The sequence below is a fragment of the Brevundimonas sp. genome (assembly GCF_036676055.1).
Classification (GTDB): domain Bacteria; phylum Pseudomonadota; class Alphaproteobacteria; order Caulobacterales; family Caulobacteraceae; genus Brevundimonas.
The window spans coordinates 1-19,911 of the sequence record NZ_JAKFDS010000071.1; the positions used below are offsets into that span (position 1 = coordinate 1).

26 protein-coding genes are annotated in these 19,911 nt (G+C 70.8%); 20 read left to right on the forward strand and 6 right to left on the reverse strand.

All coding sequences use genetic code 11. The features are described from left to right. Positions 1-266: 266 nt before the first annotated feature. Positions 267-548, forward strand: coding sequence for a hypothetical protein (locus V6M45_RS12155; protein WP_332656785.1), 282 nt, complete (start codon positions 267-269; stop codon positions 546-548). Here the strand turns inward: V6M45_RS12155 and V6M45_RS12160 are convergent. The 4 genes from V6M45_RS12160 to V6M45_RS12175 are packed head-to-tail and all read right to left on the reverse strand — an operon-like array spanning position 535 to position 4,217. Beyond that, positions 535-975, reverse strand: a complete 441-nt coding sequence (locus V6M45_RS12160; protein ID WP_332656787.1) for a hypothetical protein — start codon at positions 973-975, stop codon at positions 535-537. The genes V6M45_RS12155 and V6M45_RS12160 overlap by 14 nt on opposite strands. Then, entirely contained in the window at positions 972-2,492 is a 1,521-nt protein-coding gene (gene putP, locus V6M45_RS12165; RefSeq protein WP_332656789.1) for a sodium/proline symporter PutP, read from the reverse strand. The genes V6M45_RS12160 and putP overlap by 4 nt, the downstream gene beginning before the upstream one ends. 48 nt (positions 2,493-2,540) lie before the next feature. Continuing rightward, on the reverse strand, positions 2,541-3,044 hold the full coding sequence (locus V6M45_RS12170; protein WP_332656791.1) for a DUF1993 domain-containing protein: 504 nt from the start codon (positions 3,042-3,044) through the stop codon (positions 2,541-2,543). Positions 3,045-3,089: 45 nt separating this feature from the next. Next, positions 3,090-4,217 (reverse strand): zinc-dependent alcohol dehydrogenase family protein, encoded by a 1,128-nt coding sequence (locus V6M45_RS12175; RefSeq protein ID WP_332656793.1) that lies wholly within the window; start codon positions 4,215-4,217, stop codon positions 3,090-3,092. Positions 4,218-4,346: 129 nt separating this feature from the next. On the opposite strand from V6M45_RS12175, the gene V6M45_RS12180 reads away from it, so the two are divergent. Further along, positions 4,347-4,784 (forward strand): acyl-CoA thioesterase, encoded by a 438-nt coding sequence (locus V6M45_RS12180; RefSeq protein ID WP_332656795.1) that lies wholly within the window; start codon positions 4,347-4,349, stop codon positions 4,782-4,784. A gap of 1 nt (position 4,785) precedes the next feature. Here the strand turns inward: V6M45_RS12180 and V6M45_RS12185 are convergent, their stop codons facing one another. After that, on the reverse strand, positions 4,786-4,986 hold the full coding sequence (locus V6M45_RS12185; RefSeq protein ID WP_332656797.1) for a hypothetical protein: 201 nt from the start codon (positions 4,984-4,986) through the stop codon (positions 4,786-4,788). A gap of 126 nt (positions 4,987-5,112) precedes the next feature. Here V6M45_RS12185 and V6M45_RS12190 point away from each other — a divergent pair, with 126 nt between their 5' ends. After that, the gene (locus tag V6M45_RS12190) at positions 5,113-5,886 is read left to right on the forward strand and encodes a YebC/PmpR family DNA-binding transcriptional regulator (protein WP_332656799.1); all 774 of its coding nucleotides are present in this window, start codon (positions 5,113-5,115) and stop codon (positions 5,884-5,886) included. Between the two features lie 3 nt (positions 5,887-5,889). Here V6M45_RS12190 and V6M45_RS12195 read toward each other — a convergent pair whose 3' ends face one another. After that, the gene (locus tag V6M45_RS12195; RefSeq protein WP_332656801.1) at positions 5,890-6,099 is read right to left on the reverse strand and encodes a hypothetical protein; all 210 of its coding nucleotides are present in this window, start codon (positions 6,097-6,099) and stop codon (positions 5,890-5,892) included. Positions 6,100-6,215: 116 nt separating this feature from the next. Here V6M45_RS12195 and V6M45_RS12200 point away from each other — a divergent pair, with 116 nt between their 5' ends. From V6M45_RS12200 to V6M45_RS12280, 17 genes are all read left to right on the forward strand, one after another. Next, positions 6,216-6,914, forward strand: a complete 699-nt coding sequence (locus tag V6M45_RS12200; protein ID WP_332656803.1) for an MgtC/SapB family protein — start codon at positions 6,216-6,218, stop codon at positions 6,912-6,914. An 87-nt stretch (positions 6,915-7,001) separates the two neighbouring features. Continuing rightward, positions 7,002-7,397, forward strand: coding sequence for a cupin domain-containing protein (locus V6M45_RS12205; RefSeq protein WP_332656805.1), 396 nt, complete (start codon positions 7,002-7,004; stop codon positions 7,395-7,397). Positions 7,398-7,473: 76 nt separating this feature from the next. After that, entirely contained in the window at positions 7,474-8,163 is a 690-nt protein-coding gene (locus tag V6M45_RS12210) for an MgtC/SapB family protein (protein ID WP_332656807.1), read from the forward strand. A 47-nt stretch (positions 8,164-8,210) separates the two neighbouring features. After that, the gene (ruvC, locus tag V6M45_RS12215) at positions 8,211-8,726 is read left to right on the forward strand and encodes a crossover junction endodeoxyribonuclease RuvC (RefSeq protein ID WP_332656809.1); all 516 of its coding nucleotides are present in this window, start codon (positions 8,211-8,213) and stop codon (positions 8,724-8,726) included. Then, positions 8,723-9,340 (forward strand): Holliday junction branch migration protein RuvA, encoded by a 618-nt coding sequence (gene ruvA / locus V6M45_RS12220; RefSeq protein ID WP_332656811.1) that lies wholly within the window; start codon positions 8,723-8,725, stop codon positions 9,338-9,340. The genes ruvC and ruvA overlap by 4 nt, the downstream gene beginning before the upstream one ends. Next, positions 9,337-10,371 (forward strand): Holliday junction branch migration DNA helicase RuvB, encoded by a 1,035-nt coding sequence (gene ruvB, locus V6M45_RS12225; protein WP_332656813.1) that lies wholly within the window; start codon positions 9,337-9,339, stop codon positions 10,369-10,371. Before ruvA ends, ruvB begins: the two co-directional genes overlap by 4 nt. Positions 10,372-10,423: 52 nt before the next feature. Further along, the gene (locus V6M45_RS12230) at positions 10,424-10,807 is read left to right on the forward strand and encodes a hypothetical protein (protein ID WP_332656814.1); all 384 of its coding nucleotides are present in this window, start codon (positions 10,424-10,426) and stop codon (positions 10,805-10,807) included. Beyond that, the gene (locus V6M45_RS12235) at positions 10,804-11,247 is read left to right on the forward strand and encodes a YbgC/FadM family acyl-CoA thioesterase (RefSeq protein WP_332656815.1); all 444 of its coding nucleotides are present in this window, start codon (positions 10,804-10,806) and stop codon (positions 11,245-11,247) included. Before V6M45_RS12230 ends, V6M45_RS12235 begins: the two co-directional genes overlap by 4 nt. Positions 11,248-11,384: 137 nt before the next feature. Continuing rightward, a complete protein-coding gene (tolQ, locus tag V6M45_RS12240) occupies positions 11,385-12,131 on the forward strand; it encodes a protein TolQ (protein ID WP_332656816.1) in 747 nt (248 codons plus the stop codon). A gap of 2 nt (positions 12,132-12,133) precedes the next feature. After that, a complete protein-coding gene (locus tag V6M45_RS12245; protein ID WP_332656817.1) occupies positions 12,134-12,595 on the forward strand; it encodes an ExbD/TolR family protein in 462 nt (153 codons plus the stop codon). Between the two features lie 38 nt (positions 12,596-12,633). Continuing rightward, positions 12,634-13,392, forward strand: a complete 759-nt coding sequence (locus tag V6M45_RS12250) for a hypothetical protein (RefSeq protein ID WP_332656818.1) — start codon at positions 12,634-12,636, stop codon at positions 13,390-13,392. A 107-nt stretch (positions 13,393-13,499) separates the two neighbouring features. Beyond that, a complete protein-coding gene (gene tolB, locus V6M45_RS12255) occupies positions 13,500-14,870 on the forward strand; it encodes a Tol-Pal system beta propeller repeat protein TolB (RefSeq protein WP_332656819.1) in 1,371 nt (456 codons plus the stop codon). A gap of 125 nt (positions 14,871-14,995) precedes the next feature. After that, the gene (gene pal, locus V6M45_RS12260) at positions 14,996-15,547 is read left to right on the forward strand and encodes a peptidoglycan-associated lipoprotein Pal (RefSeq protein WP_332656823.1); all 552 of its coding nucleotides are present in this window, start codon (positions 14,996-14,998) and stop codon (positions 15,545-15,547) included. A gap of 114 nt (positions 15,548-15,661) precedes the next feature. Next, positions 15,662-16,768 carry a DUF3667 domain-containing protein gene (locus V6M45_RS12265; RefSeq protein WP_332656820.1) on the forward strand — a complete coding sequence of 369 codons (1,107 nt, stop codon included), beginning with the start codon at positions 15,662-15,664 and terminating at the stop codon, positions 16,766-16,768. Between the two features lie 40 nt (positions 16,769-16,808). Next, the gene (locus V6M45_RS12270; protein WP_332656821.1) at positions 16,809-17,684 is read left to right on the forward strand and encodes a tol-pal system protein; all 876 of its coding nucleotides are present in this window, start codon (positions 16,809-16,811) and stop codon (positions 17,682-17,684) included. Between the two features lie 119 nt (positions 17,685-17,803). Further along, a complete protein-coding gene (locus V6M45_RS12275; protein ID WP_332656824.1) occupies positions 17,804-19,075 on the forward strand; it encodes an ATP-binding protein in 1,272 nt (423 codons plus the stop codon). Beyond that, positions 19,072-19,911: AAA family ATPase (locus tag V6M45_RS12280; RefSeq protein WP_332656822.1), on the forward strand; the 840-nt coding region annotated here is incomplete at its 3' end. The genes V6M45_RS12275 and V6M45_RS12280, both read left to right, overlap by 4 nt.

Genomic DNA, 19,911 nt, shown 5'->3' on the forward strand with positions numbered 1-19,911 from the left:
CGTCCCGCTCCGGTCCCAGCAATGAGGCCGGGGCGATCCGTCAAAGGCCCGGACGCAGGGCCGCCAGTCGGAGGGCGTGTGGAAAACGGCCGCGCGGGGCAGCCTGTCTCGTCGAAACGGTAAAACCAATCACAACCGGGCGAGGCCCGGCTGTCCCGCACCCTCCCCACACCGCTTCCGCCGGAAGCGGCGAAGACTCATGCCTTGCCATCCCGGCCGCCGGGCCGGGAGGCGCCCGAAACCGTCGCCCTTCCCCGGAGACACCGATGAAACCCCGCCGCTCCGCCCGCCTTCGCCGCATGGACGCCCTTTATCGCCAGATTCAGCGCATTCGCCTCGAGCGGATCGCGGACCGACTGGCGGAGCCGCTGTCCCCACGCGAGCACTATTTTCTCTGGACCCTGAAAACGATGGGCCATGTGGACTACGACGACTTCATCGTCTCCGGCCTGCTGTTCATGGCGGAAACCGAGGAAATGAAAGTCGCGGCCGAGCGGGAGGCCGCGGCGATCGGCGAACCGCCCCCCGCGGATGTCACCGCTTCCTGAACCGCCCCGCCTCGGCCTTCAGGCTGGCGCCCCAGTCGGTGTCCGGATGATCCGGCTCGGCGACGAAGGGCAGGGTTCCGGCCACGCCGCGGGCGGCCAGGGCCAGCGGCAGGGCGAACAGGGGCAGGACGCGCAGCGGCTTGCGCTTCCTGTCCGTGACGTCCCAGCCCTCGGCCTCGAAGGCCTCGACCAGTTCGGCGGGCGACCGGCGATGCAGATCCTTCAGAGGATCGGGCCAGTCGGCGGGCAGGGCGGTGGCCTCGGCCTCGTCCAGCGACAGGCCGAAGGCGGCGCGCGCGACCGCGTCCACCTCCGGGTGGGCGTGGGCCTCGTCCGGGTCGGCGAGGCGCGGCTTCATCAGCGCCTTCAGCTCCAGATCGTCGATCCCCGGCAGGTCGGCGAGGCGGCGCAGCGGGGTCTGGTTCACGCCGTCGCCGTGCCTTCCGGCCGCTTCGCCTCGTCCAGTTTCGCCTGCACCCGGTCGAAGGTGGCGGCCACCTCGCCGGCCGGGGCCTTGCCCATCAGGCTGACGACGACGATGGAGAGGGCGCTGAGGGCGAAGCCGGGGACCATCTCGTACAGCACCGTGGTCAGGGCCGCGCCCGAAGGCAGGACCGGGGCGAAGATCCAGAACAGCACCACGGCGGCGCCGACGACCATGCCGGCGAGGGCGCCGTTGCGGGTCATCCGCTTCCACGTCAGCGACAGCAGGATCAGCGGCCCGAAGGCGGCGCCGAAGCCGGCCCAGGCGTTGGCCACCAGACCCAGCACATTGCTGTCCGGGCTGTAGGCGAGGCCGATGGCGACCAGCGAGACGGCGAGGACCGCGAGGCGGCCCACAAGCACCAGCTCCTTCTGCGGGGCGCTGCGACGGAGGAACAGGGCGTAGAAGTCCTCGGTCAGGGACGAGGAGGCGACCAGCAGCTGCGACGAGATGGTGCTCATGATGGCGGCGAGGATGGCGGCCAGCAGGAAGCCGGTGACCAGCGGATCGAACAGGAGGTCTGACAACAGGATGAAGATGGTCTCGGGGTCGCTGACGGTCAGGCCGTTGGCGGTGGCGTAGGCGAGGCCGGTCAGGCCGGTGGCGAGCGCGCCGACCAGCGAGACGATCATCCAGCTCATGCCGATGCGGCGGGCGACCGGCAGGTCGCGCACCGAGCGGATGGCCATGAAGCGGACGATGATGTGCGGCTGGCCGAAATAGCCGAGGCCCCAGGCGAGGGCGGAGACGACGCCGATCGCGGTGGTCCCGGCCAGCAGGTCGAACCGGGCCGGATCAACCGAGCGCACCAGCGCCTCCGTCTCGGCCGGGCCTCCGACGCTGCTCATGGCCACCACGGGCACGAGGATCAGGGCCAGGAACATGATGCAGCCCTGCACGAAGTCGGTCAGGCTGACCGCGAGGAAGCCGCCGATCATGGTGTAGATCAGCACCACTCCGGCGGTGATCCAAAGGCCGAGGGCGTAGTCGAAACCGAAGGCGCTCTCGAACAGCTTGCCCCCGGCGACCATGCCGCTGGCGGTGTAGAGGGCGAAGAAGACGACGATGACGAGGGAGGAGATGACGCGCAGCAGGTGCGACCGGTCGGCGAACCGCTCGCCGAGATAGTCCGGGATGGTGATCGCGTCGTTGGCGACTTCGGTATAGACGCGCAGTCGGGGGGCCACGATCAGGTAGTTCAGCCAGGCGCCGACCACGAGGCCGACCCCGATCCACGCCGCCGACAGGCCCGTCAGGAACATCGCCCCGGGCAGGCCCAGCATCAGCCAGCCGCTCATGTCGGCCGCGCCGGCGGACAGGGCGGTCACCCCCGGCCCCAGCTGCCGCCCGCCCAGCATGTAGCCGGACACGTCGCTGGTCGACTTGCGCCACGCATAGACGCCGATGCCCAGCATCAGCACGAAATAGAGGCCGAGGGAGATGAGGGCGCCGGTTTCCATGGCCAAGGCGTAGCAGCGTTGCGCGGACGCGGTCCAGCCCCGCCTGAGCTACTGCGGAACGCCCATGAAGTCGCGCTTGCCCAGCGGCACGCCGGCCTGACGCAGCAGGCCGTAGGCGGTGGTGACATGGAAGAAGAAGTTCGGCAGGGCGAAGCCGGTGACATAGGCCTGTCCCTTGAACGGCCACTCGCCGCCGGGGAATTTCAGCACCACCTCGCGGTCCTCCTGCCCGTCGATCGCCGTCCGCGGGACCGAGGCGAGGAAGTCCAGGGTCGCGGCGATGCGGGCCTTCAGCTCGGCGATCGTGGTCTCGACGTCCTCATTGACCGGGGCCTCGGCGCCGGACAGCCGGGCGACGCACAGCTTGGCCGAGTCGCAGGCGATCTGAACCTGCTTCGACAGCGGATGCATGTCCTCGATCAGCCGGTTCGACAGCAGGGCCTCCGCCCCCGCCTCGCCGGCATGGGCGACCGCCTTGTCGAGCAGGCCCGACAGCGCCTTCAGGGAGCGTGTGAAGACCGGCACGGTCAGGTCATACAGTTCGGTGGCCATGGCGGTCTCTCCTCTCGGGTTCAGGGACCGGGTTCTAGCTTGGCCTTACGGGAAGGTCACCACCGTCCTGACCGCCGCCCCGTCGGCGAGGGCGTCGAAGGCCTCGTTGATCCGCTCCAGCGGGATAGTCCCGCTCAGCAGCCGGTCCACCGGCAACCGCCCCTCGCGGTACAGCCGGACGTAGCGGGGGATGTCGCGGCTGGGCACGCAGGCGCCGATGTAAGACCCCTTCAGCGTCCGCTCCTCGGCCACCAGCTGCACGATGTTGACCGCCAGTGCGGCCTCGGGCGGCGGCAGGCCCGCGGTGATCGTGGTCCCGCCCCGCCGCGTCATCTTCCACCCCGCCTCCAGCGCCCGCGCGCTGCCGGCCATCTCGAACACGAAATCCGCCCCGCCCCCGGTCAGGGCCCGAACCTGCTCGACCGCGTCGCCGTCGGCGGCGTTGACGGTCCGCACCGGGCCGAGCGAACGGGCGAGGGCGAGCTTGTCCTCCGACAGATCGACCGCCACCACCGGCGAGGCCCCGCTCGCCAGGGCCCCCAGCACCGACGACAGCCCGACGCCGCCGAGCCCGACCACCACGACACTCTGCCCCGCCCGCGCCCCGGCCGTATTCACCACCGCCCCCACGCCGGTCAGCACCGCACAGCCGAACAGCGCCGCCTGCTCGAACGGCAGGTCGGCGTCGACCTTCACCAGCGACCGGCGCGAGACCACGGCGTGCGCCGCGAAGGCCGAGCAGCCGAGGTGGTGATGCAGGTCTCCGGACCCGTCATGCAGCCGCACGCCCCCGCCCAGCAGTTCGCCTTTGCCGTTGGCCGCCGCCCCGGGCTCGCACAGGGCCGGCCGCCCGCCGGCGCACGGATCGCAGTGGCCGCAACTGGGCATGAAGACCATTACGACATGGTCGCCGACCGCCAGATCCCCGACCCCCGGCCCCAGCGCCTCGACCACCCCGGCCGCCTCGTGACCCAGCGCCATCGGCATCGGCCGCGGCCGGTCGCCGTTGATGACGCTGAGATCGGAGTGGCACAGGCCCGCCGCCTTGATCGCCACCAGCACCTCGCCCGGTCCCGGCGGGTCGAGGGTGACGGTCTCGAGGCCCAGCGGCCGGCTGTCGGCGTAGGGACGGGCGGCGCCCATGGCTCTGAGGACGGCGGCGGTGGTCTTCATGGCCCTGACGCTAGGCGCTTGACGCCGCGTCCGCCAAGCCCAAGGCTCGTCGACGAAGCGCGCGCCAGACGCGCTCAAGCAGCGAGGCGCCGCGCGCCGAGCGATAGCGCACCAACAAAGGGAGACTCCATGACGGGCACCATCGAGCGGACCAAACGCAGCGACTACCGCCGCTTCCAGGCCATCTCCACGCGCTGGATGGACAACGACGTCTACGGCCACGTCAACAATGTCGTCTATTACGCATGGTTCGACACCGCGGTGAACCGGTTGCTGGTGGTCAATGGCCTGCTCGACATCCACCACGGAAAGGTCATCGGCCTGGTGGCGGAGACGGGCTGCCGCTACTTCGCCCCGACCGCCTTCCCGGACGAGATCCAGGCCGGTGTCCGCGTCGCCCACGTGGGCACCTCGTCCGTCCGCTATGAGATCGGCCTGTTCCGCAACGCCGAGGAGGACGCGGCTGCGGTCGGCCATTTCGTCCACGTCTACGTGGACCGCGAGACCAAGCGACCGGTCGCGGTGGACGACAAGATGCGGGGCTTCCTCGAGAGCCTGAAGACCTAGGTCAGTCGTCCAGCCGCCCGATCAGCGCCAGCGCGCCCACGGCGGTCAGCACGCCGAGGGCGAAAGCGCCGATGATGGCGCCGGTGGCGACGGCGGCGGGCACGGTGACCGGCCGGGCCTCGTACCACTCGACGATGTCGGCCTCCTCGAGGTCCCCGTCGGCGTAGAGGTCAGCGTCCTGGATAACGTCTTCGGCGGTCATGGCGGGCTCCGGCGGGGTCTGTCCGGAAATGCCCGGCGGGGCCGCCGGTTCCTGTCCCGTGACAGCCGCCGTTCCATCGGCTAGAGGGCGCGCCTCACTTTTCGCCAGACCCAGAACGAAATCCTCATGGCCGGCCATTCCAAGTTCAAGAACATCATGCACCGCAAGGGCCGCGCCGACGCGCAGCGGTCCAAGCTGTTCTCCAAGCTGTCGCGGGACATCACCGTGGCGGCCAAGTCGGGCCTGCCCGACCCGGCCATGAACCCGCGCCTGCGCCTGGCGGTCAACAACGCCAAGGCCGAGAGCCTGCCCAAGGACGTGATCCAGCGCGCCATCAACAAGGCCTCCTCCGGCGACGCCGATACGATGGAAGAGATCCGCTACGAGGGCCGCGGCCCCGGCGGCGTCGGCATCATCGTCGAGGCCCTGACCGACAACCGCAACCGCGCCGGCTCCAACATCCGCGCCGCCTTCTCCAAGAACGGCGGGGCGCTGGGCGAGATGAACTCGGTCGCCTTCATGTGGGACCGGGTCGGCCAGATCATCTACCCGGCCGAGGCGGGCACAGAGGATCAGGTCATGGAGGCCGCCATCGAGGCGGGCGCCCAGGACGTCGAGAGCGATCTGGTCAAGCCGGACATCTACGAGGACGCGCCGGGTCACACGATCTGGACGAAGTTCGAGGACCTGAACGAGGTCGCCGACGCCATGTCCAAGGTCCTGGGCGACCCGAAATCGACCGCCATCGTCTGGAAGCCCCAGTCCGAGGTCGCGGTCACGGGCGAGGCCGTCGGCACTCTGATGAAGCTGCTGGATGCGCTGGACGCCGAGGACGACGTGCAGAACGTCTATTCGAACGAGGACATCCCGGACGAGGACCTGGCCAAATACGCGGGCTGAGACTCAGCGGGCGAAGTTGCGCAGCTCGTCGGTGACCCAGCCGTCGGGATGGCGAATGGGGCGGCCGGGCCGGCGCAGGCGGATCACGCCGTGCAGGGCCTCGGTCAGATCGACCAGTTGCTCCTCCGACAGCTCCACGGCCGCGCGCAGCACCTCAGCCTTGAGCTGCTCATAGGTCTCGGTCTGCAGGCGGCGTTGCGAGGCGGCGGCCATGGCTTGCGTTCCGTGCGGCGCCGGGAAGGCTCCGGGAACAGAAACCGGCGGTCGGCCCTCCGGTTCCCCGCCCCGGCCCATGCGGAACCCGCGCGCCGGCCCCGCGGTTGCCGGACATGGACCTGACCGACCTGCCCGATTTCGTCCTCCCCCTGGTCGCCGCGGTGGCGGCCGGCGGCCTGATCGGGTTCGAGCGCGAGTGGCGCGGCCGCGCCGCCGGCTTCCGCACCCACATCCTCGTCTGCCTGGCCTCGGCCCTGCTGATGGAGGCGGCGGTGTCCCAGGGCGCATGGCGGTTCGCGCCGCTGGCCGGGACCGAGATCGTCAGCGATCCCACGCGGATGGCCCACGGCGTGCTGACCGGCATCGGCTTCCTCTGCGCCGGGGTGATCTTCCGCGCGGGGTTCTCGATCCACGGCCTGACCACGGCGGCGTCGCTGTGGCTGACAGCGTCCATCGGCCTGCTGTTCGGGGCCGGACTGTTCGCCCTCGGGGTGACGGGAACCGCCCTGACGATGGCCGTGCTCGTCGTCCTCAGACTGGTCAGCAAAGGGCTGCCGCAGCACGACGTGGTCGATGTCGAGGTCGCGTGGCGGCGCACCGATCCGGAGGCCGAGGCGCGGGTCGAGGCGGTGGTCGACGCGGTCGACCGCTCGCGGCGGGACGACCGGTTCGAACTGACCGACGGCGGCGAGGCGGTGCGCCGCACCTTCCGCGTCAAGCTCACCGGCGACGGGACGCTTAAGGCGCTGGCGGCGCAGCTAAGGGCCATCGAGGGCGTGACCGCCTACAGACTGGACCCCCGCAACGATTGACCGCGGCCGCGGCGGTCGGTCGGCGCTTGATCCGGGCGGGGAGAAGGCCGACTTGCTGAAGGAATGTCGGATGAAGGGACACCCCCGATGCAAGGCTTTGTCGACAACATCGAGACGCTGACCCGCGAGAACACCGATTTCCGCCGGGTGCTCTACACCGGCAAGCACCTGCAGCTCGTGCTGATGGCGCTGAAGCCGGGCGAGGAGGTCGGCGAGGAGGTCCATGACGACCACGACCAGTTCTTCCGAGTCGAGACCGGCGCCGGGGAGATCTGGATCGACGGCAAGCGCACCGCCATCAAGGATGACGACGCCATGATCGTCCCCGCCGGGGCCCGGCACAACGTCATCAACACCGGCGACGCCCCGCTGACCCTCTACACCCTCTACGGTCCCCCGGAACACAAGGACGGCGTTGTCCGCGCCACCAAGGCCGAGGCCGAGGCGACGGAAGAGCATTTCGACGGCAAGACCACGGAATAGGCGCGACCGCTTCGTCCTTGCCCGGCCGCGGGCCGCGGGCCTAGGCTCAAGATTCGTCGGTCAGCGGAGCGAATTCTTGATCAACTGGGAACTGGTTGGGCCGGTGGTCGCGGCGATGACGGCGGGCGGCCTGATCGGGGTCGAGCGGACCTATCACGGGCATCCGGCGGGCTTCCGCACCCACATCCTGGTGTGCCTGACGTCGTGCCTGCTGATGCTGGCGGCGATGCACCAGTCGACCTGGTCGTTCGCCGCCCTGCCGGGTCAGACGGTGGTGATCGATCCGACCCGCATGGCCCATGGCCTGCTGACGGGCATCGGCTTCCTCTGCGCCGGGGTGATCTTCCGGGAGGGCTTCTCGGTCCACGGCCTGACCACCGCGGCCTCGCTGTGGGTGACCTCGGCGATCGGCGTGCTGTTCGGCGTGGGAATGCTGGACCTTGCTCTGCTGGGGTCTGCGGTGACCGTGGGCGTGTTGGCCGTGCTGCGCCTGATCGACGCCAAACTGCCCCACGTCGGGGTCATGGACGTGACCCTGCGCTGGAATCGCGACCAGGCCCCCAGCGGCCAGGCCGTTCGCGACCTGCTGCGCGACAAGGGGGTCAGGGTCGTGCGCCTCGGCCATGTCATGAGTCACGACGGCGCCATCCACGAGCATCATCTGAAGGTGAAGGGCGCCATGCCGATCGATGTCGACGGGCTGGTGGCCCACCTCGGCGAGGAGTCCGGCCTGGCCGGCTTCTCCATCCTCCCGCGCGAGGAGTGACGGCCGGTCATTGTCCGCTAACTCTCTTTGGGGCATGACTGGAACGAATGACGAACGAAGCGACTCGGATTCTCGGTCTTGACCCCGGCCTGCGCCGCACCGGATGGGGCGTGGTGGCGGCCGAGGGCTCGCGCCTGCGCTGGATCGCCCACGGCGTCGTCGCCCCGCCCGAGACCGCCCCCTTCAGCGAGCGGCTGCTGCATCTGCTCGACGCGGTCGGCGCGGTCTGCGCCGAATACGATTGCGACGAGGCGGCGATCGAGGAGGTCTTCGTCAACATGAACCCGTCTTCGACCCTCAAGCTGGGCCACGCCCGCGCCGCCGTCATGCTGGCCCCGGCCCGGCACGGCCTCAGCGTGGCCGAATATTCGCCCAATCTGATCAAGAAGGCGGTGGTCGGCGCCGGCCATGCCGACAAGACCCAGATCGCCTTCATGGTGAAGCGCCTCCTGCCCACGGCCGGAGATGTGAAAGCCGACGCTGCCGACGCCCTCGCCGTCGCCATCACCCACGCCCAGCTGCGCAAACGGGCGCTGCTCACCACCCTGCGAGGCGCGGCGTGATCGGCCGGCTCAGAGGCGTGCTGGCCGAGGTCGAGCCCGACCACTGCCTGATCGACTGCGCCGGCGTCGGCTATGTCGTGGTCTGCGGCGCCCGCACCCTGCAGCGCCTGCCCGCGCCCGGCGACGAGGCTACCCTGCAGATCGAATCCACCTTCAACGCCGAGAGCGGCCCGCGCCTCTATGGCTTCCTGTCGCGCGACGACCGCCGCGCCTTCCGCACCCTGACGGACATTCAGGGCGTCGGCCCCAAGGCCGCGCTGTCGGTGCTCGACGTCCTGCCGCCCGGCGAGCTCGCTGCGGCCGTAGCGCGCGAGGACAAGGCGGCGGTGGCCCGCGCCAACGGCGTCGGCCCCAAGCTGGCCCTGCGCATCGTCACCGAGCTGAAGGGCAAGCCGCTGGGCGACGTCTCCTTCACCCCCAGCGCCCCCGGCGTCCACGCCGGGATCGCTCCGCCGGTCCCCAGCATCACCGGCGAGGCTGTCTCGGCCCTGCTCGGCCTCGGCGTGGCCGAGGTCAACGCCCGCCGCGCCGTCGACCAGGCCCTGATCCGGCTCGGGGACGACGCCGATCTGTCAGCGGTGATCCGGGCGGCGTTGCAGGAGCTGGGGCGTTGACTGACGACCGCATTGTCTCCCCCGATCCGGCCCCCGGCGAGACCTACGACCGCGCCCTGCGCCCCCAGACCCTGTCCGAGTTCGTCGGTCAGGAGCAGGCGAAGGGCAATCTCAGGGTCTTCATCGAAGCCGCCCGCGGCCGCAACGAGGCGCTGGACCACGTCCTGCTGTTCGGCCCGCCCGGGCTGGGCAAGACCACCCTGGCCCAGATCGTCTCGCGCGAGCTCGGCGTCGGCTTCCGCGCCACCTCCGGCCCGATCCTGGCCAAGGCCGGCGACCTCGCCGCCATCCTGACCAATCTCGAACCGCGCGACGTGCTGTTCATCGACGAGATCCACCGCCTCGCCCCGGCGGTCGAGGAGATCCTCTATCCGGCCATGGAGGACCACGTCCTCGACCTGATCATTGGAGAGGGCCCCTCGGCCCGCTCGGTGCGCATCGACCTGGCCCCCTTCACCCTCGTCGGCGCCACCACCCGCGCCGGCCTGCTGGCCACGCCCCTGCGCGACCGTTTCGGCATCCCCCTGCGGCTCGAATTCTACACCCCGGACGAGCTGGTGAAGGTCATCATGGGCGCCGCCCGCAAGATGGGCGCCCCGATCGCCGAGGACGGCGCCCGCGAGATCGCCTCCCGCTCGCGCGGCACCCCCCGCGTCGCCGGCCGCCTGCTGCGCCGGGTGCGCGACTTCGCCAGCGCCGAGGGGGCGACCTCCATAGACCGCCTCGCCGCCGCCCGCGCCCTGGCCCGGCTGGAGATCGACGAGGCCGGCCTCGACGCCAACGACCGCCGCTTCCTCAAGGCCCTGATCGAGAACTACGGCGGCGGCCCGGTCGGCATGGACACGCTCGCCGCCGCCATCGCCGAGGCCCGCGACGCCGTCGAGGACGTCATCGAGCCCTATCTCCTGCAGCAGGGCTTCATCCAGCGCACGCCCCGTGGCCGTATGGCCTGCGCCCGGGCCTACGCCCACCTCGGCCTGACCGAACCGCCCCGGGCCCCGGAGCAGGGCGGTCTGTTCGGCGGCAAGTGAGGCTTCACGGCGCGGGCGAACCCCGTCATGCTCGCCTCCGAACGGAGGACGCATGGCGCCGCGCAGGGTCAGGGTCGAGCGGCTGATCGCGGTGCTGGGCGCCGCGGTGCTGATCCTCGGCGTCCTGCTGCTCTGGCTGGTGACGCGAAGCGGCGGCCTCGGCGGCGGCGAGCCCTCGGCCGAAGACCGCGCCCGCGCCCAGCTGCGCGATCACATCGGCCCGGACGCCGTGGTCCGCTACACCGAGGCGGGCCGCCGTCGCGCGGTCTGCGGCTATGTCACCGACCAGCAGGGCCAGCTGGTGGTCTTCATCTCCCGCCCCAATCGCATCCTGCTGGAGACCGATCCGCTGAAGTCCGAGTTCGACGAGATGCTGCGCGACGTCTGCCCCGGCTTCCTGACGCGCGCCCCGGCCGCCAGGGGAGCCCGCCGATGACCGACCGCCCCACCGCTGGCCGCTTCGAGGGCCGCGAGCACCGCCTGCCTGTCCGGGTCTACTACGAGGACACCGACTTCACCGGCCTCGTCTATCACGGCAACTATGTGCGCTATTTCGAGCGAGGGCGGTCGGACTGCCTCCGCCTGATGGGCATCGGCCATGCCGAACTGCTGGACGGCGATCAGCCGATGGCCTTCGTCGTCTCGAAGATGTCGCTGACCTTCCTCAAGCCGGCCCGGATCGACGAGGAACTGGTCGTCCGCACCTTCTACGACCGGGTGAGGGGGCCGCGCCTGCTGATCTCGCAGGTCATTTCGCGCGGCGACGACGATCTGTGCCGGGCCGAGGTCGAGGTGGTCTGCATCCATCTGGACGGCCGTCCGCGCCGCCCGACGAAGCAGTTGATCGACAAGGTCACGCCCTGGCTCGCCGCCTGAAGCTTGGCCATTCACGCACCTGTCAGATGCGGTCGGGTGACGAAGCGGCCAGACCCCGCTAGACCCGGCCGGAATCGCCACACATCCGCCACGCCCGTCCGGTGCACAGGACCTCACGGACGAAAGAGGACGACCGAATGACCACCCCCGCCGAAGCCTCGATGATGCTCAACCCCGTGGCCCTGTTTCTCGAGGCCGATCCGGTGGTCAAGGCGATCATGGTCGGTCTGGTCGTGGCCTCGCTGTGGTCGTGGGCGGTGATCATCGACAAGGCGGTCAAATTCGCCTCGCTCAACCGTCAGGCCACGGCCTTCGAGAAGGCCGTCGGCTCCGGCCGGTCGCTCGAGGAGATCGCCGCCCAGGCCGGACCGGACCCGGCCCATCCGCTGCCGCGTATGCTGGTCATCGCCCTGGCGGACTGGCGCGAGGCCCGCACCCGCGGCCCGCTGACTGAGGGGCAGGGCAATATGCTGATGTCCCGCATCGACCGCGCCCTCGACAGCCTGATCGCCCGTGAGGGCCAGCGGGTCGAGAACGGCCTCGGCGTCCTGTCGGTGGTCGCCACCGCCTCGCCCTTCATCGGCCTGTTCGGCACGGTCTGGGGCATCATGAACGCCTTCGGGGCCATCGCCGCCTCGGGCAACACCAACCTCGCCACCGTGGCTCCGGCGATCTCCGAAGCCCTGTTCGCCACGGCCCTGGGCCTCGCCGCCGCCATCCCGGCCTACATGGCCTACAACGCCTTCTCGATCGACGCGGGCAAGTTCACCGGCCGGCTGGAGAGCTTCGCCGACGACCTTCAGGCCGCCGTGGCCCGCCGCCTCGGCAATCCGACCAGCCCGACGCCGCCGGCCTCGGCCGACCGCGCCCGCCGGGAGTTCTGAGCATGGCGATGGGCGGAGGCGGCGGCACGGGCGGACACGTCCGGGGCCGCAGACGGGCCCGCAAACGGCCCCTGAGCGAGATCAACGTCACCCCGCTGGTCGACGTCATGCTGGTGCTGCTGATCATCTTCATGATCTCGGCCCCGCTGCTGACCACCGGCGTCGAGGTCGAACTGCCGAAGACCGAGGCCAGCGCCGTCGACGTCACCGAACAGCCGGTGACGGTCACCATCGACCGCGACGGCGCTATCTTCGTCGGCGAGAGCGACGTGGACTGGAACGATCTCGTCGCCCGCGTGGCGCGGGAAGGCGGGGACGGGGCGCGTGACAAGCCGGTGTTCGTGCGCGCCGACGGCCGCGCGCCCTATCAGGCCGTGGCGCGGGTGATGGCCCGCCTGTCCGGCGCGGGCTTCACCAAGCTGAACCTGATCACCGACACCACGGCCCCGGCCGAGGGAGGCTGACGGTCTTGGAGCGTCCCGGCCCGGCCCTGATCGGATCCGTGATCGTCCATGCGGCGGTTGTCGGCGCGGTCGTGCTCGCCATGATCGCGGGCGGCGACCGGCCGCGGCGCGAGATCGTCAACGCCGTGCCTGTGTCGATCGTGTCCGAGACCATGGTCCTCGCCGGCCCGGCCGACGCCCCCTCCGAAGAGCCGGCCTCGGACGTCGAGGCGGCCCCGCCGGTCGAGGCCGTCGAGCCCCCGCCGCCGACGCCGACGCCCGTTCCGACGCCGCGCCCGCCCGAGAAGACGGTGACCCCGCGCCCCACGCCGCGCCCGACCCCGCCGCGCCCGCCCGCCACGCCGCCCCCGGCGAAGAAGCGCGAGACGCCGCGGCCGCCGCGCGAGGACTCGCTCGACCTCGGCGCCCTCGCCGCCGAACGCCCCAACCGCTCGCCGAACCGCGGAACCGCCCCACCCTCGGGTCAGCGGGCCACGGGCACGCAGGGTCAGACCAGCGGCCCGGTCATCTCCTCGATGTTCGAGCAGGTCTATCCGAACTGGAACGTCTTCGTGGTCTGCGACATGGAGGGCGGCGACGACCTGCGCATCCAGTTCGACGTGACCCTGTCGCGGGACGGGCGCATCACCGAGGGCCCCACCCTCGTCGGCGCCCGGGGCAACCAGGTCTATCAGGCCGCCACGGCCGAGGCGCTGCGGGCCCTGCGCGCCACCGCCCCCTTCGACGTCCCCAGCGGTTTCACCGGCGGACGCTATCGGCCCACATTCCTGACGGCTCGGGCCTGCCGGGGGCGCTGACGACACCTGATCGCGCCCGAAAGTCGCCCCAATCGCGGCCATGCTGGCCTTATGCGACCGGTTCGGCGACAAGGACCGGCGGACGTCTCAAACTGCGGGAGCCCTCTATGCGACTGAACCGACTTCTGGCGAGCGTCGCCGTCCTCGCCATGACGGTGACCGCGGCGACAGCCCAGACCCCTGGCGGCGCGCCCCGGCCGCAGGAGCCGGAAGAAGTCATCATCGACCAGGGCGTGCTGCGCCCCTTCCAGATCGCCGTCGCCGACTTCGACGGCCAGAACGGCTCCGACCTGTCGCAGGTGATCCGCGCCGACCTGCGCCGCTCCGGCTATTTCGAGCCGCTGGACCCGGCCGGCTTCGTCGAGACCGGCCTGACCCTCGCCAACGCCCCGAACTTTCCGCAGTGGACCTCGATCGGGGCCCAGGCGGTGCTGTACGGCTCGGTGACGCCCCGGCCCGACGGCCGCAACGACTTCGGCTTCCGCCTCTACGATCCCTACCGCCAGTGCCAGCTAGCCTCCTACCGCTTCACCGCCACCCGTGAGCAGTGGCGACGCATCGGTCACAAGATCGCCGACCTGGTCTATCAGCGCATGACCGGCGAGGCGGGCTTCTTCGACAGCCGCGTGCTGTTCGTCTCGGAGAGCGGCACCCAGCTGAACCGCCTGTCGCGCCTCGCCATCTCGGACCAGGACGGCTTCAACCCCGTCTATCTGACCCAGGGCGACGAGATCATCATGTCGCCGCGCTTCTCGCTGAACGATCCCAACGAGATCACCTATGTGGCGCTCGGCAAGGACTACAGCCGCATCTATCTGTTCAACCTGTCGACCGGCCGGCGCGAGTCGCTGGGCGAGTTCGACGGCCAGGTGCTGGCCCCGCGCTTCTCGAACGACGGCTCGAAGATGGCCTTCTCGATCATCCGCGGCGGCAACACCGACGTCTACGTGATGGACCTCGCCAGCCGCCAGGTGCGTCGCCTGACCAACGACCCCGCCATCGACACCTCGCCCTCGTTCAGCCCCGACAACAGCCAGATCGTCTTCACCTCCGACCGGTCGGGCACGGCCCGCCTGTATGTGATGCGCGCCGACGGCTCCGGCCAGCGCCCGATCTCGCGGGGCGGCGGCATCTACACCGCCCCGAACTGGAGCCCGCGCGGCGACCTGATCGCCTTCACCAAACAGGGCGGCGGCCGCTTCTCGACCGGCGTCATGGCGCCCGACGGCACTGGCGAGCGCATCCTGTCGTCCAGCTATTTCGAAGAGGGGCCGTCCTGGGCTCCCAACGGCCGCTACATCATGTTCGCGCGCCAGTCCCCGGGCGGCGACACCCGGCTGTGGACCGTCGACCTGTCGGGCCGGGTGGTCAGCCAGGCCGGCTACAATGGCCGCGGCTCCGATCCGGCCTGGTCTCCGCTGCTCGACGAGCAGCCCTCGAATCTTGGAGGCGGCGGCCCCGACAGCTGCTCCAACTGAGACCCGAGCGGAGCCATTGGGCTCAATTCCGCGTTATCGAGGCTGGCGAAAACGCCGGCGCGACAGTACCCGAGTTTTATAGCAAAGCTGGAGGCCGAGGCCTCGCCCCAAGGAGACGACCGATGATGAAGACCTCGACCCTCGTCCGCCTCGCCGCCGTCGGCGTGGCCGTGACCGCGATCGCCGCCTGCACCCCGCGCCGCCCCGTCGACAGCGCCACGGGCGACACCGCGCCGGTGACCGGACCCCAGTATCCGACCGCGCCCACCGGCCCGGTCGACGGCGGCAATCTCGGCGCCGGCGCTCCGGGCTCGGAGCAGGACTTCGTCGTCAACGTCGGCGACCGCGTCTATTTCGACCTCGACAGCTACGAGGTCCGCACCGACGCCTATCCGCGTCTCGACGCCCAGGTCGCCTGGCTGCAGCGCTATCCGCAGGTCACCGTCCGCATCGAGGGCAACGCCGACGAACGCGGCACCCGCGAATACAACCTCGCCCTCGGCGCCCGGCGCGCCGAGTCGGTGCGCACCTATCTGGTCAGCCGCGGGGTCTCCGCCGCCCGCATCGACACCATCAGCTACGGCAAGGAACGTCCGATCGCCGCCGGCTCCAACGAGGAAGCCTGGGCCCGCAACCGCAACGCCCACACCGCCATCGTCAGCGGCGCCACGCGCTGATCCGGCGCAACCGGCTGAACATCGGGAGGGGCGGCCGTCCAGCGGCCGCCCCTTTCCTTTTGACCGCTCCGGCGACGCACGGCTAAATCCCGGCGGGTACAGGCGGGGACGGACATGGTGGACATCGACGCGGCGGGCGGCGCGGCCTCGGCCGGGATTCTCGCGGGCGCCCTCGAGCATCCGACCGGCCACGCCGGTGACGCCGAGGGCAATTGCACCGACTGCGGCCAGCCCGTCGAAGGCAAATTCTGCTCCAACTGCGGCCAGCCGACCCACGTCCACCGCTCCCTGCTTCATCTCGGCGAGGAGATGCTGCACGGCGTCCTGCATTTCGACGCCCGCATCTGGCGCACCCTGCCGCTGCTGGCCTTCAACCCCGGCCGCCTGACGCGCGAGTGGGTGCAGGGCCGGCGCACCCGCTACGTCTCGCCCCTGGCGATGTTCCTGTTCACCGTCTTCCTGATGTTCTTCGTGATCAGCTTCTCGGGTGGGCTGGAGCCGAATGTGAACACGACGATGACGCCGGCCGAGCGCGCGGAGCTGACGACCCAGCTGGAGGCCGCCCGTCTCGAATTGGCTGAGGCCCGCGAGGCCGCTCAGGGCGCGCCGGGATCCGATGCGCTGGAGCTGACCGAGCGGGCGCGGGCGACTACGGTCGAGGTTCTCGAAAGCCGCCTCGGCGTCGCCGACCCTGCTGCGAAACGCACCGACGGCCTGGCCCCCGGCAGCTGGCAGGCCCAGGTCCACGACGCCGTCGCCTCGGGCGACCTGAAGGTCAACATGGGCAACGGGGCGCTGAACGAGAAGATCAAGAAGAAGCTGCTCAACCCCGACCTGGCCATCTACAAGATCCAGCAGACCGCCTATAAATTCAGCTTCCTGCTGATCCCCATCTCGATCCCGTTCGTGGCGCTGCTGTTCCTGTGGCGGCGGGGTTTCACCCTCTACGACCACGGCGTCTTCGTGCTCTATTCGCTGACCGCCATGTCGATCCTGATGATGGTCATCTCGTTCCTCGGTCCTCTCTGGGTGGGCTTCGCCATCGCGGGCGCCATGGCCTTCACCTTCGGCATCCCGGTTCACCTGTTCGCCCAGCTGAAGGGCGCCTACGGGCTGTCGTGGTTCTCGGCGGCCTGGCGCACCCTGTTCCTGCTGCTGTTCTGCGTCTTCGCCTTCAGCCTGTTCCTTGTGGCGATCATCGCCCTCGGGCTCACGGGATGACGCCTTGCGGCGGCCTCAAATCGGTGGGACGAAATCAATCATGCTGAAGCTCCCCTCCGCCCTCCGCTCGAAGAACGCCCTCGTCACCGTGCTGGGCGTCGTCCTGATCGCCGGCACGACCACGGTCGTGGCCCAGACCGCCCCCATGGAGCCGATCCAGTGGGACAAGCGCCGGCTGGAACAACTGGACCGGAACGTCCGCCGTCTCGAACGGGCCGTGACCCAGCGCAACGCCGCCGGTCAGCCGGTTCTGGTCGAGCCGGACCCCGAGGTCGTGGCCCTGACCGGCCGCGTCACCCTCATGGATCGCCGCCTCAACGATCTCGAGGCCACCCTGCAGCGGGTCAACGGCGACCTTGAGCGGCTGACCTTCCAGCTGGACGAGGCCACGCGCGACAACGCCGCGCTGAACACCCGCCTGCGCACCGCCGAAACCCGGCTCGGCGACATCGCCGCCGCCGCCCAGCGTGAGGCGGAGCTGAACGCTCCGATCAGCTCGACCTCCCCGACCGGCGACGCCGCCCGTGACCTGTCCGCCGCTGTCCGGCTCGCCGCCTCGGACCCCGCGCTGGGCGACCGCGCCCTGCAGACCGTGGCTCTCGCCTGGCCCGACACGCCCCAGGCCCGCGAGGCCAACGCCCGCCTCGGCGACCTGCGCGTCTCGGCCGGCGATCAGGCCGGCGCGGTGGCCTTCTACGCCGCCGCCCTTGAGGGCTGGCCGACCACCTCCTGGGCCGGCGCCACGGTGCTGGAGCTGGCCACGGCGTTGAACGCTACCGACCGCAAGACCCAGGCCTGCACCGCGCTCGGCGAGTTCGACCGGCGCTACGCCGCCGCCGGCAGCGCCGCCCTGCGCACCCGCGCCGCCGGCCTGCGCACCCGCTTCGCCTGTCCGGCGCCGCGGAGAGCCGGCTGAGCCCGACCGCCCCGGCCTGGCCCGACCGGGTTCGCGAACGGCTGACCGCGCGGCTTGAGCCTCACGCCGGGCGGCCTCTCGCTCTGGCCCTGTCCGGAGGGGGAGACTCCGTCGCCCTGCTGGCCGTCGCCGCCGACTGGGCGCGAGACCACGGCCGCCACCTGCTGGCCCTGACCGTCGACCACGGCCTGAGCCCCGACAGCGCGGCCTGGACCGCCTTCGCCGGAGCCGCCGCCCGCGCCGCCGGGGCCGACTGGCGCGCCCTGTCGTGGACCGGGCCCAAACCCTCCACGGGCCTGCCCGCCGCCGCCCGCGCCGCCCGCCACCGCCTGATCGCCGACGCCGCCCGCGAGGCCGGCGCCCGCGTGATCCTGTTCGCCCACACCGCCGACGACGTGTCCGAGGGCGAGGTGATGCGCGCCGAAGGCTCGACTCTCGGCCGCCTGCGCGACTGGTCGCCATCCCCCGCCTGGCCGCAGGGCAGGGGGCTGATGCTGCTGCGGCCCATGCTGGACGTGGGGCGGGGGGAGCTGCGCGACTGGCTGAGAGGGCAGGGCCGGGACTGGATCGACGACCCCGCCAACGAGGATCCGAAGTACGCCCGGTCGCGAGCGCGCGTGTCCCTTCTCCCATTGGGAGAAGGTGCCCCGGAGGGGCGGATGAGGGTCGACTGTGAAAAGGGGGGCACGCAGCCGCCGCGCACCCTTTCGCGCCAGAACGCCGGCTTCGCCGCCGTGCGCTCAAACCCTCTCTCATCGGGAGAGGGGACGCTCGAATTGGACCGGGATGTGGACGCCCTCGTCCTCGCCGCCGCCCTCGTCTGCGCCGGCGGCGGCGACCGGCCCCCGCGCGGCGACCGCCTCGACCGGCTGGTCCTGCGCCTGCGGGCAGGGGAGAGCTTCACCGCCGTCCTGTGCGGGGCCCGGATCGAGGCCGGGCCGGAGCACGTCCTCATCACCCGCGAGGCCGGCGAGTTCGCCCGCCGGCCGACGCCGCCCCTGCCGCTCCCGCCCGGCGTGGAAACCGTTTGGGACGGCCGCTGGGCGCTCACCGCCCCGGGCGCCGGCTGGTCTGTCGTCCCGGCCGCCGGCCGCCTCGCCGCCCTGTCGAAGGCGGACCGGTCCCGCCTCAACGTTCTGCCGGCCGCGGCCCGCGGCGCGGCGCCTGTGCTGATCCGGAACGACGCAACCGCCCCGGTTCTTGCAGGAACCGCGGTCGTGGCGCGGTCGCTGGTCGAGGAGAGACTGGCGCTTGCGCTGGACCGAATGACGCATGAAACGGAACTGGGGCCGCGCGCGCATGGCGCTACGCCCCGGAACCACCTATTTTCTGGCGCTGACATCACCGAAGCGGGAAGCGCGCCGCGTTTCCAGGGATCGAGACGAGAATGAATCTTCGCAATCTGGCCATCTGGGGCGCCGTCATCCTGGGCGCGCTCGCCTTCTATGTGGCCGTCAACCGCGGCGGCGCCATCGCCACGCCCGGCCAGAAGGCGGAGTCCGCCCGGCCCCAGCCGATGAGCTACACCGAGCTCCTGACGGCGCGGGACGCCAAGGAGATCGCGGCCGTCGAGGTCAAGAACGAGACCCTGACCGTCCAGATGAAGGACAACCGGGTCTTCACCGTCGTCACCACCCTGCCCAACGGCGACCTGATCGAGAGCCTCAATGCTTCCGGCGCCCAGGTCGACGTCAAGAGCACCCGCCAGTCGGTCTGGGTCACCGCCCTGATCGGCCTGCTGCCCTTCGTGCTGATCATCGGCCTGTGGATCCTGATCATGCGCCAGATGCAGGGCGGGGCGCGCGGGGCCATGGGCTTCGGCAAGTCCAAGGCCAAGCTGCTGACCGAGCACAAGGGCCGCAAGACCTTCGACGACGTCGCCGGCGTGGACGAGGCCAAGGAAGAGCTTCAGGAGGTCGTCGACTTCCTCAAGGATCCGGCCAAATTCCAGCGTCTGGGCGGCAAGATCCCCAAGGGCGCCCTGCTGGTCGGCCCTCCCGGCACCGGCAAGACCCTGCTGGCCCGCGCCGTCGCCGGCGAGGCCGGCGTGCCCTTCTTCTCCATCTCCGGCTCGGACTTCGTCGAGATGTTCGTCGGCGTCGGCGCCAGCCGCGTGCGCGACATGTTCGAACAGGCCAAGAAGAACGCCCCCTGCATCATCTTCATCGACGAGATCGACGCCGTCGGCCGTCACCGCGGCGCCGGTCTGGGCGGCGGCAATGACGAG

What these genes read in the sequence shown, in the direction of transcription:
- V6M45_RS12155 (WP_332656785.1), top strand. Translation starts at nt 267, where the DNA reads ATGAAACCCCGCCGCTCCGCCCGCCTTCGCCGCATGGACGCCCTTTAT.
- putP (WP_332656789.1), bottom strand. Translation starts at nt 2,492, where the DNA reads ATGGAAACCGGCGCCCTCATCTCCCTCGGCCTCTATTTCGTGCTGATG.
- V6M45_RS12170 (WP_332656791.1), bottom strand. Translation starts at nt 3,044, where the DNA reads ATGGCCACCGAACTGTATGACCTGACCGTGCCGGTCTTCACACGCTCC.
- V6M45_RS12175 (WP_332656793.1), bottom strand. Translation starts at nt 4,217, where the DNA reads ATGAAGACCACCGCCGCCGTCCTCAGAGCCATGGGCGCCGCCCGTCCC.
- V6M45_RS12180 (WP_332656795.1), top strand. Translation starts at nt 4,347, where the DNA reads ATGACGGGCACCATCGAGCGGACCAAACGCAGCGACTACCGCCGCTTC.
- V6M45_RS12185 (WP_332656797.1), bottom strand. Translation starts at nt 4,986, where the DNA reads ATGACCGCCGAAGACGTTATCCAGGACGCTGACCTCTACGCCGACGGG.
- V6M45_RS12190 (WP_332656799.1), top strand. Translation starts at nt 5,113, where the DNA reads ATGGCCGGCCATTCCAAGTTCAAGAACATCATGCACCGCAAGGGCCGC.
- V6M45_RS12195 (WP_332656801.1), bottom strand. Translation starts at nt 6,099, where the DNA reads ATGGCCGCCGCCTCGCAACGCCGCCTGCAGACCGAGACCTATGAGCAG.
- V6M45_RS12200 (WP_332656803.1), top strand. Translation starts at nt 6,216, where the DNA reads ATGGACCTGACCGACCTGCCCGATTTCGTCCTCCCCCTGGTCGCCGCG.
- V6M45_RS12205 (WP_332656805.1), top strand. Translation starts at nt 7,002, where the DNA reads ATGCAAGGCTTTGTCGACAACATCGAGACGCTGACCCGCGAGAACACC.
- ruvC (WP_332656809.1), top strand. Translation starts at nt 8,211, where the DNA reads ATGACGAACGAAGCGACTCGGATTCTCGGTCTTGACCCCGGCCTGCGC.
- V6M45_RS12230 (WP_332656814.1), top strand. Translation starts at nt 10,424, where the DNA reads ATGGCGCCGCGCAGGGTCAGGGTCGAGCGGCTGATCGCGGTGCTGGGC.
- V6M45_RS12235 (WP_332656815.1), top strand. Translation starts at nt 10,804, where the DNA reads ATGACCGACCGCCCCACCGCTGGCCGCTTCGAGGGCCGCGAGCACCGC.
- tolQ (WP_332656816.1), top strand. Translation starts at nt 11,385, where the DNA reads ATGACCACCCCCGCCGAAGCCTCGATGATGCTCAACCCCGTGGCCCTG.
- V6M45_RS12245 (WP_332656817.1), top strand. Translation starts at nt 12,134, where the DNA reads ATGGCGATGGGCGGAGGCGGCGGCACGGGCGGACACGTCCGGGGCCGC.
- tolB (WP_332656819.1), top strand. Translation starts at nt 13,500, where the DNA reads ATGCGACTGAACCGACTTCTGGCGAGCGTCGCCGTCCTCGCCATGACG.
- pal (WP_332656823.1), top strand. Translation starts at nt 14,996, where the DNA reads ATGAAGACCTCGACCCTCGTCCGCCTCGCCGCCGTCGGCGTGGCCGTG.
- V6M45_RS12265 (WP_332656820.1), top strand. Translation starts at nt 15,662, where the DNA reads ATGGTGGACATCGACGCGGCGGGCGGCGCGGCCTCGGCCGGGATTCTC.
- V6M45_RS12270 (WP_332656821.1), top strand. Translation starts at nt 16,809, where the DNA reads ATGCTGAAGCTCCCCTCCGCCCTCCGCTCGAAGAACGCCCTCGTCACC.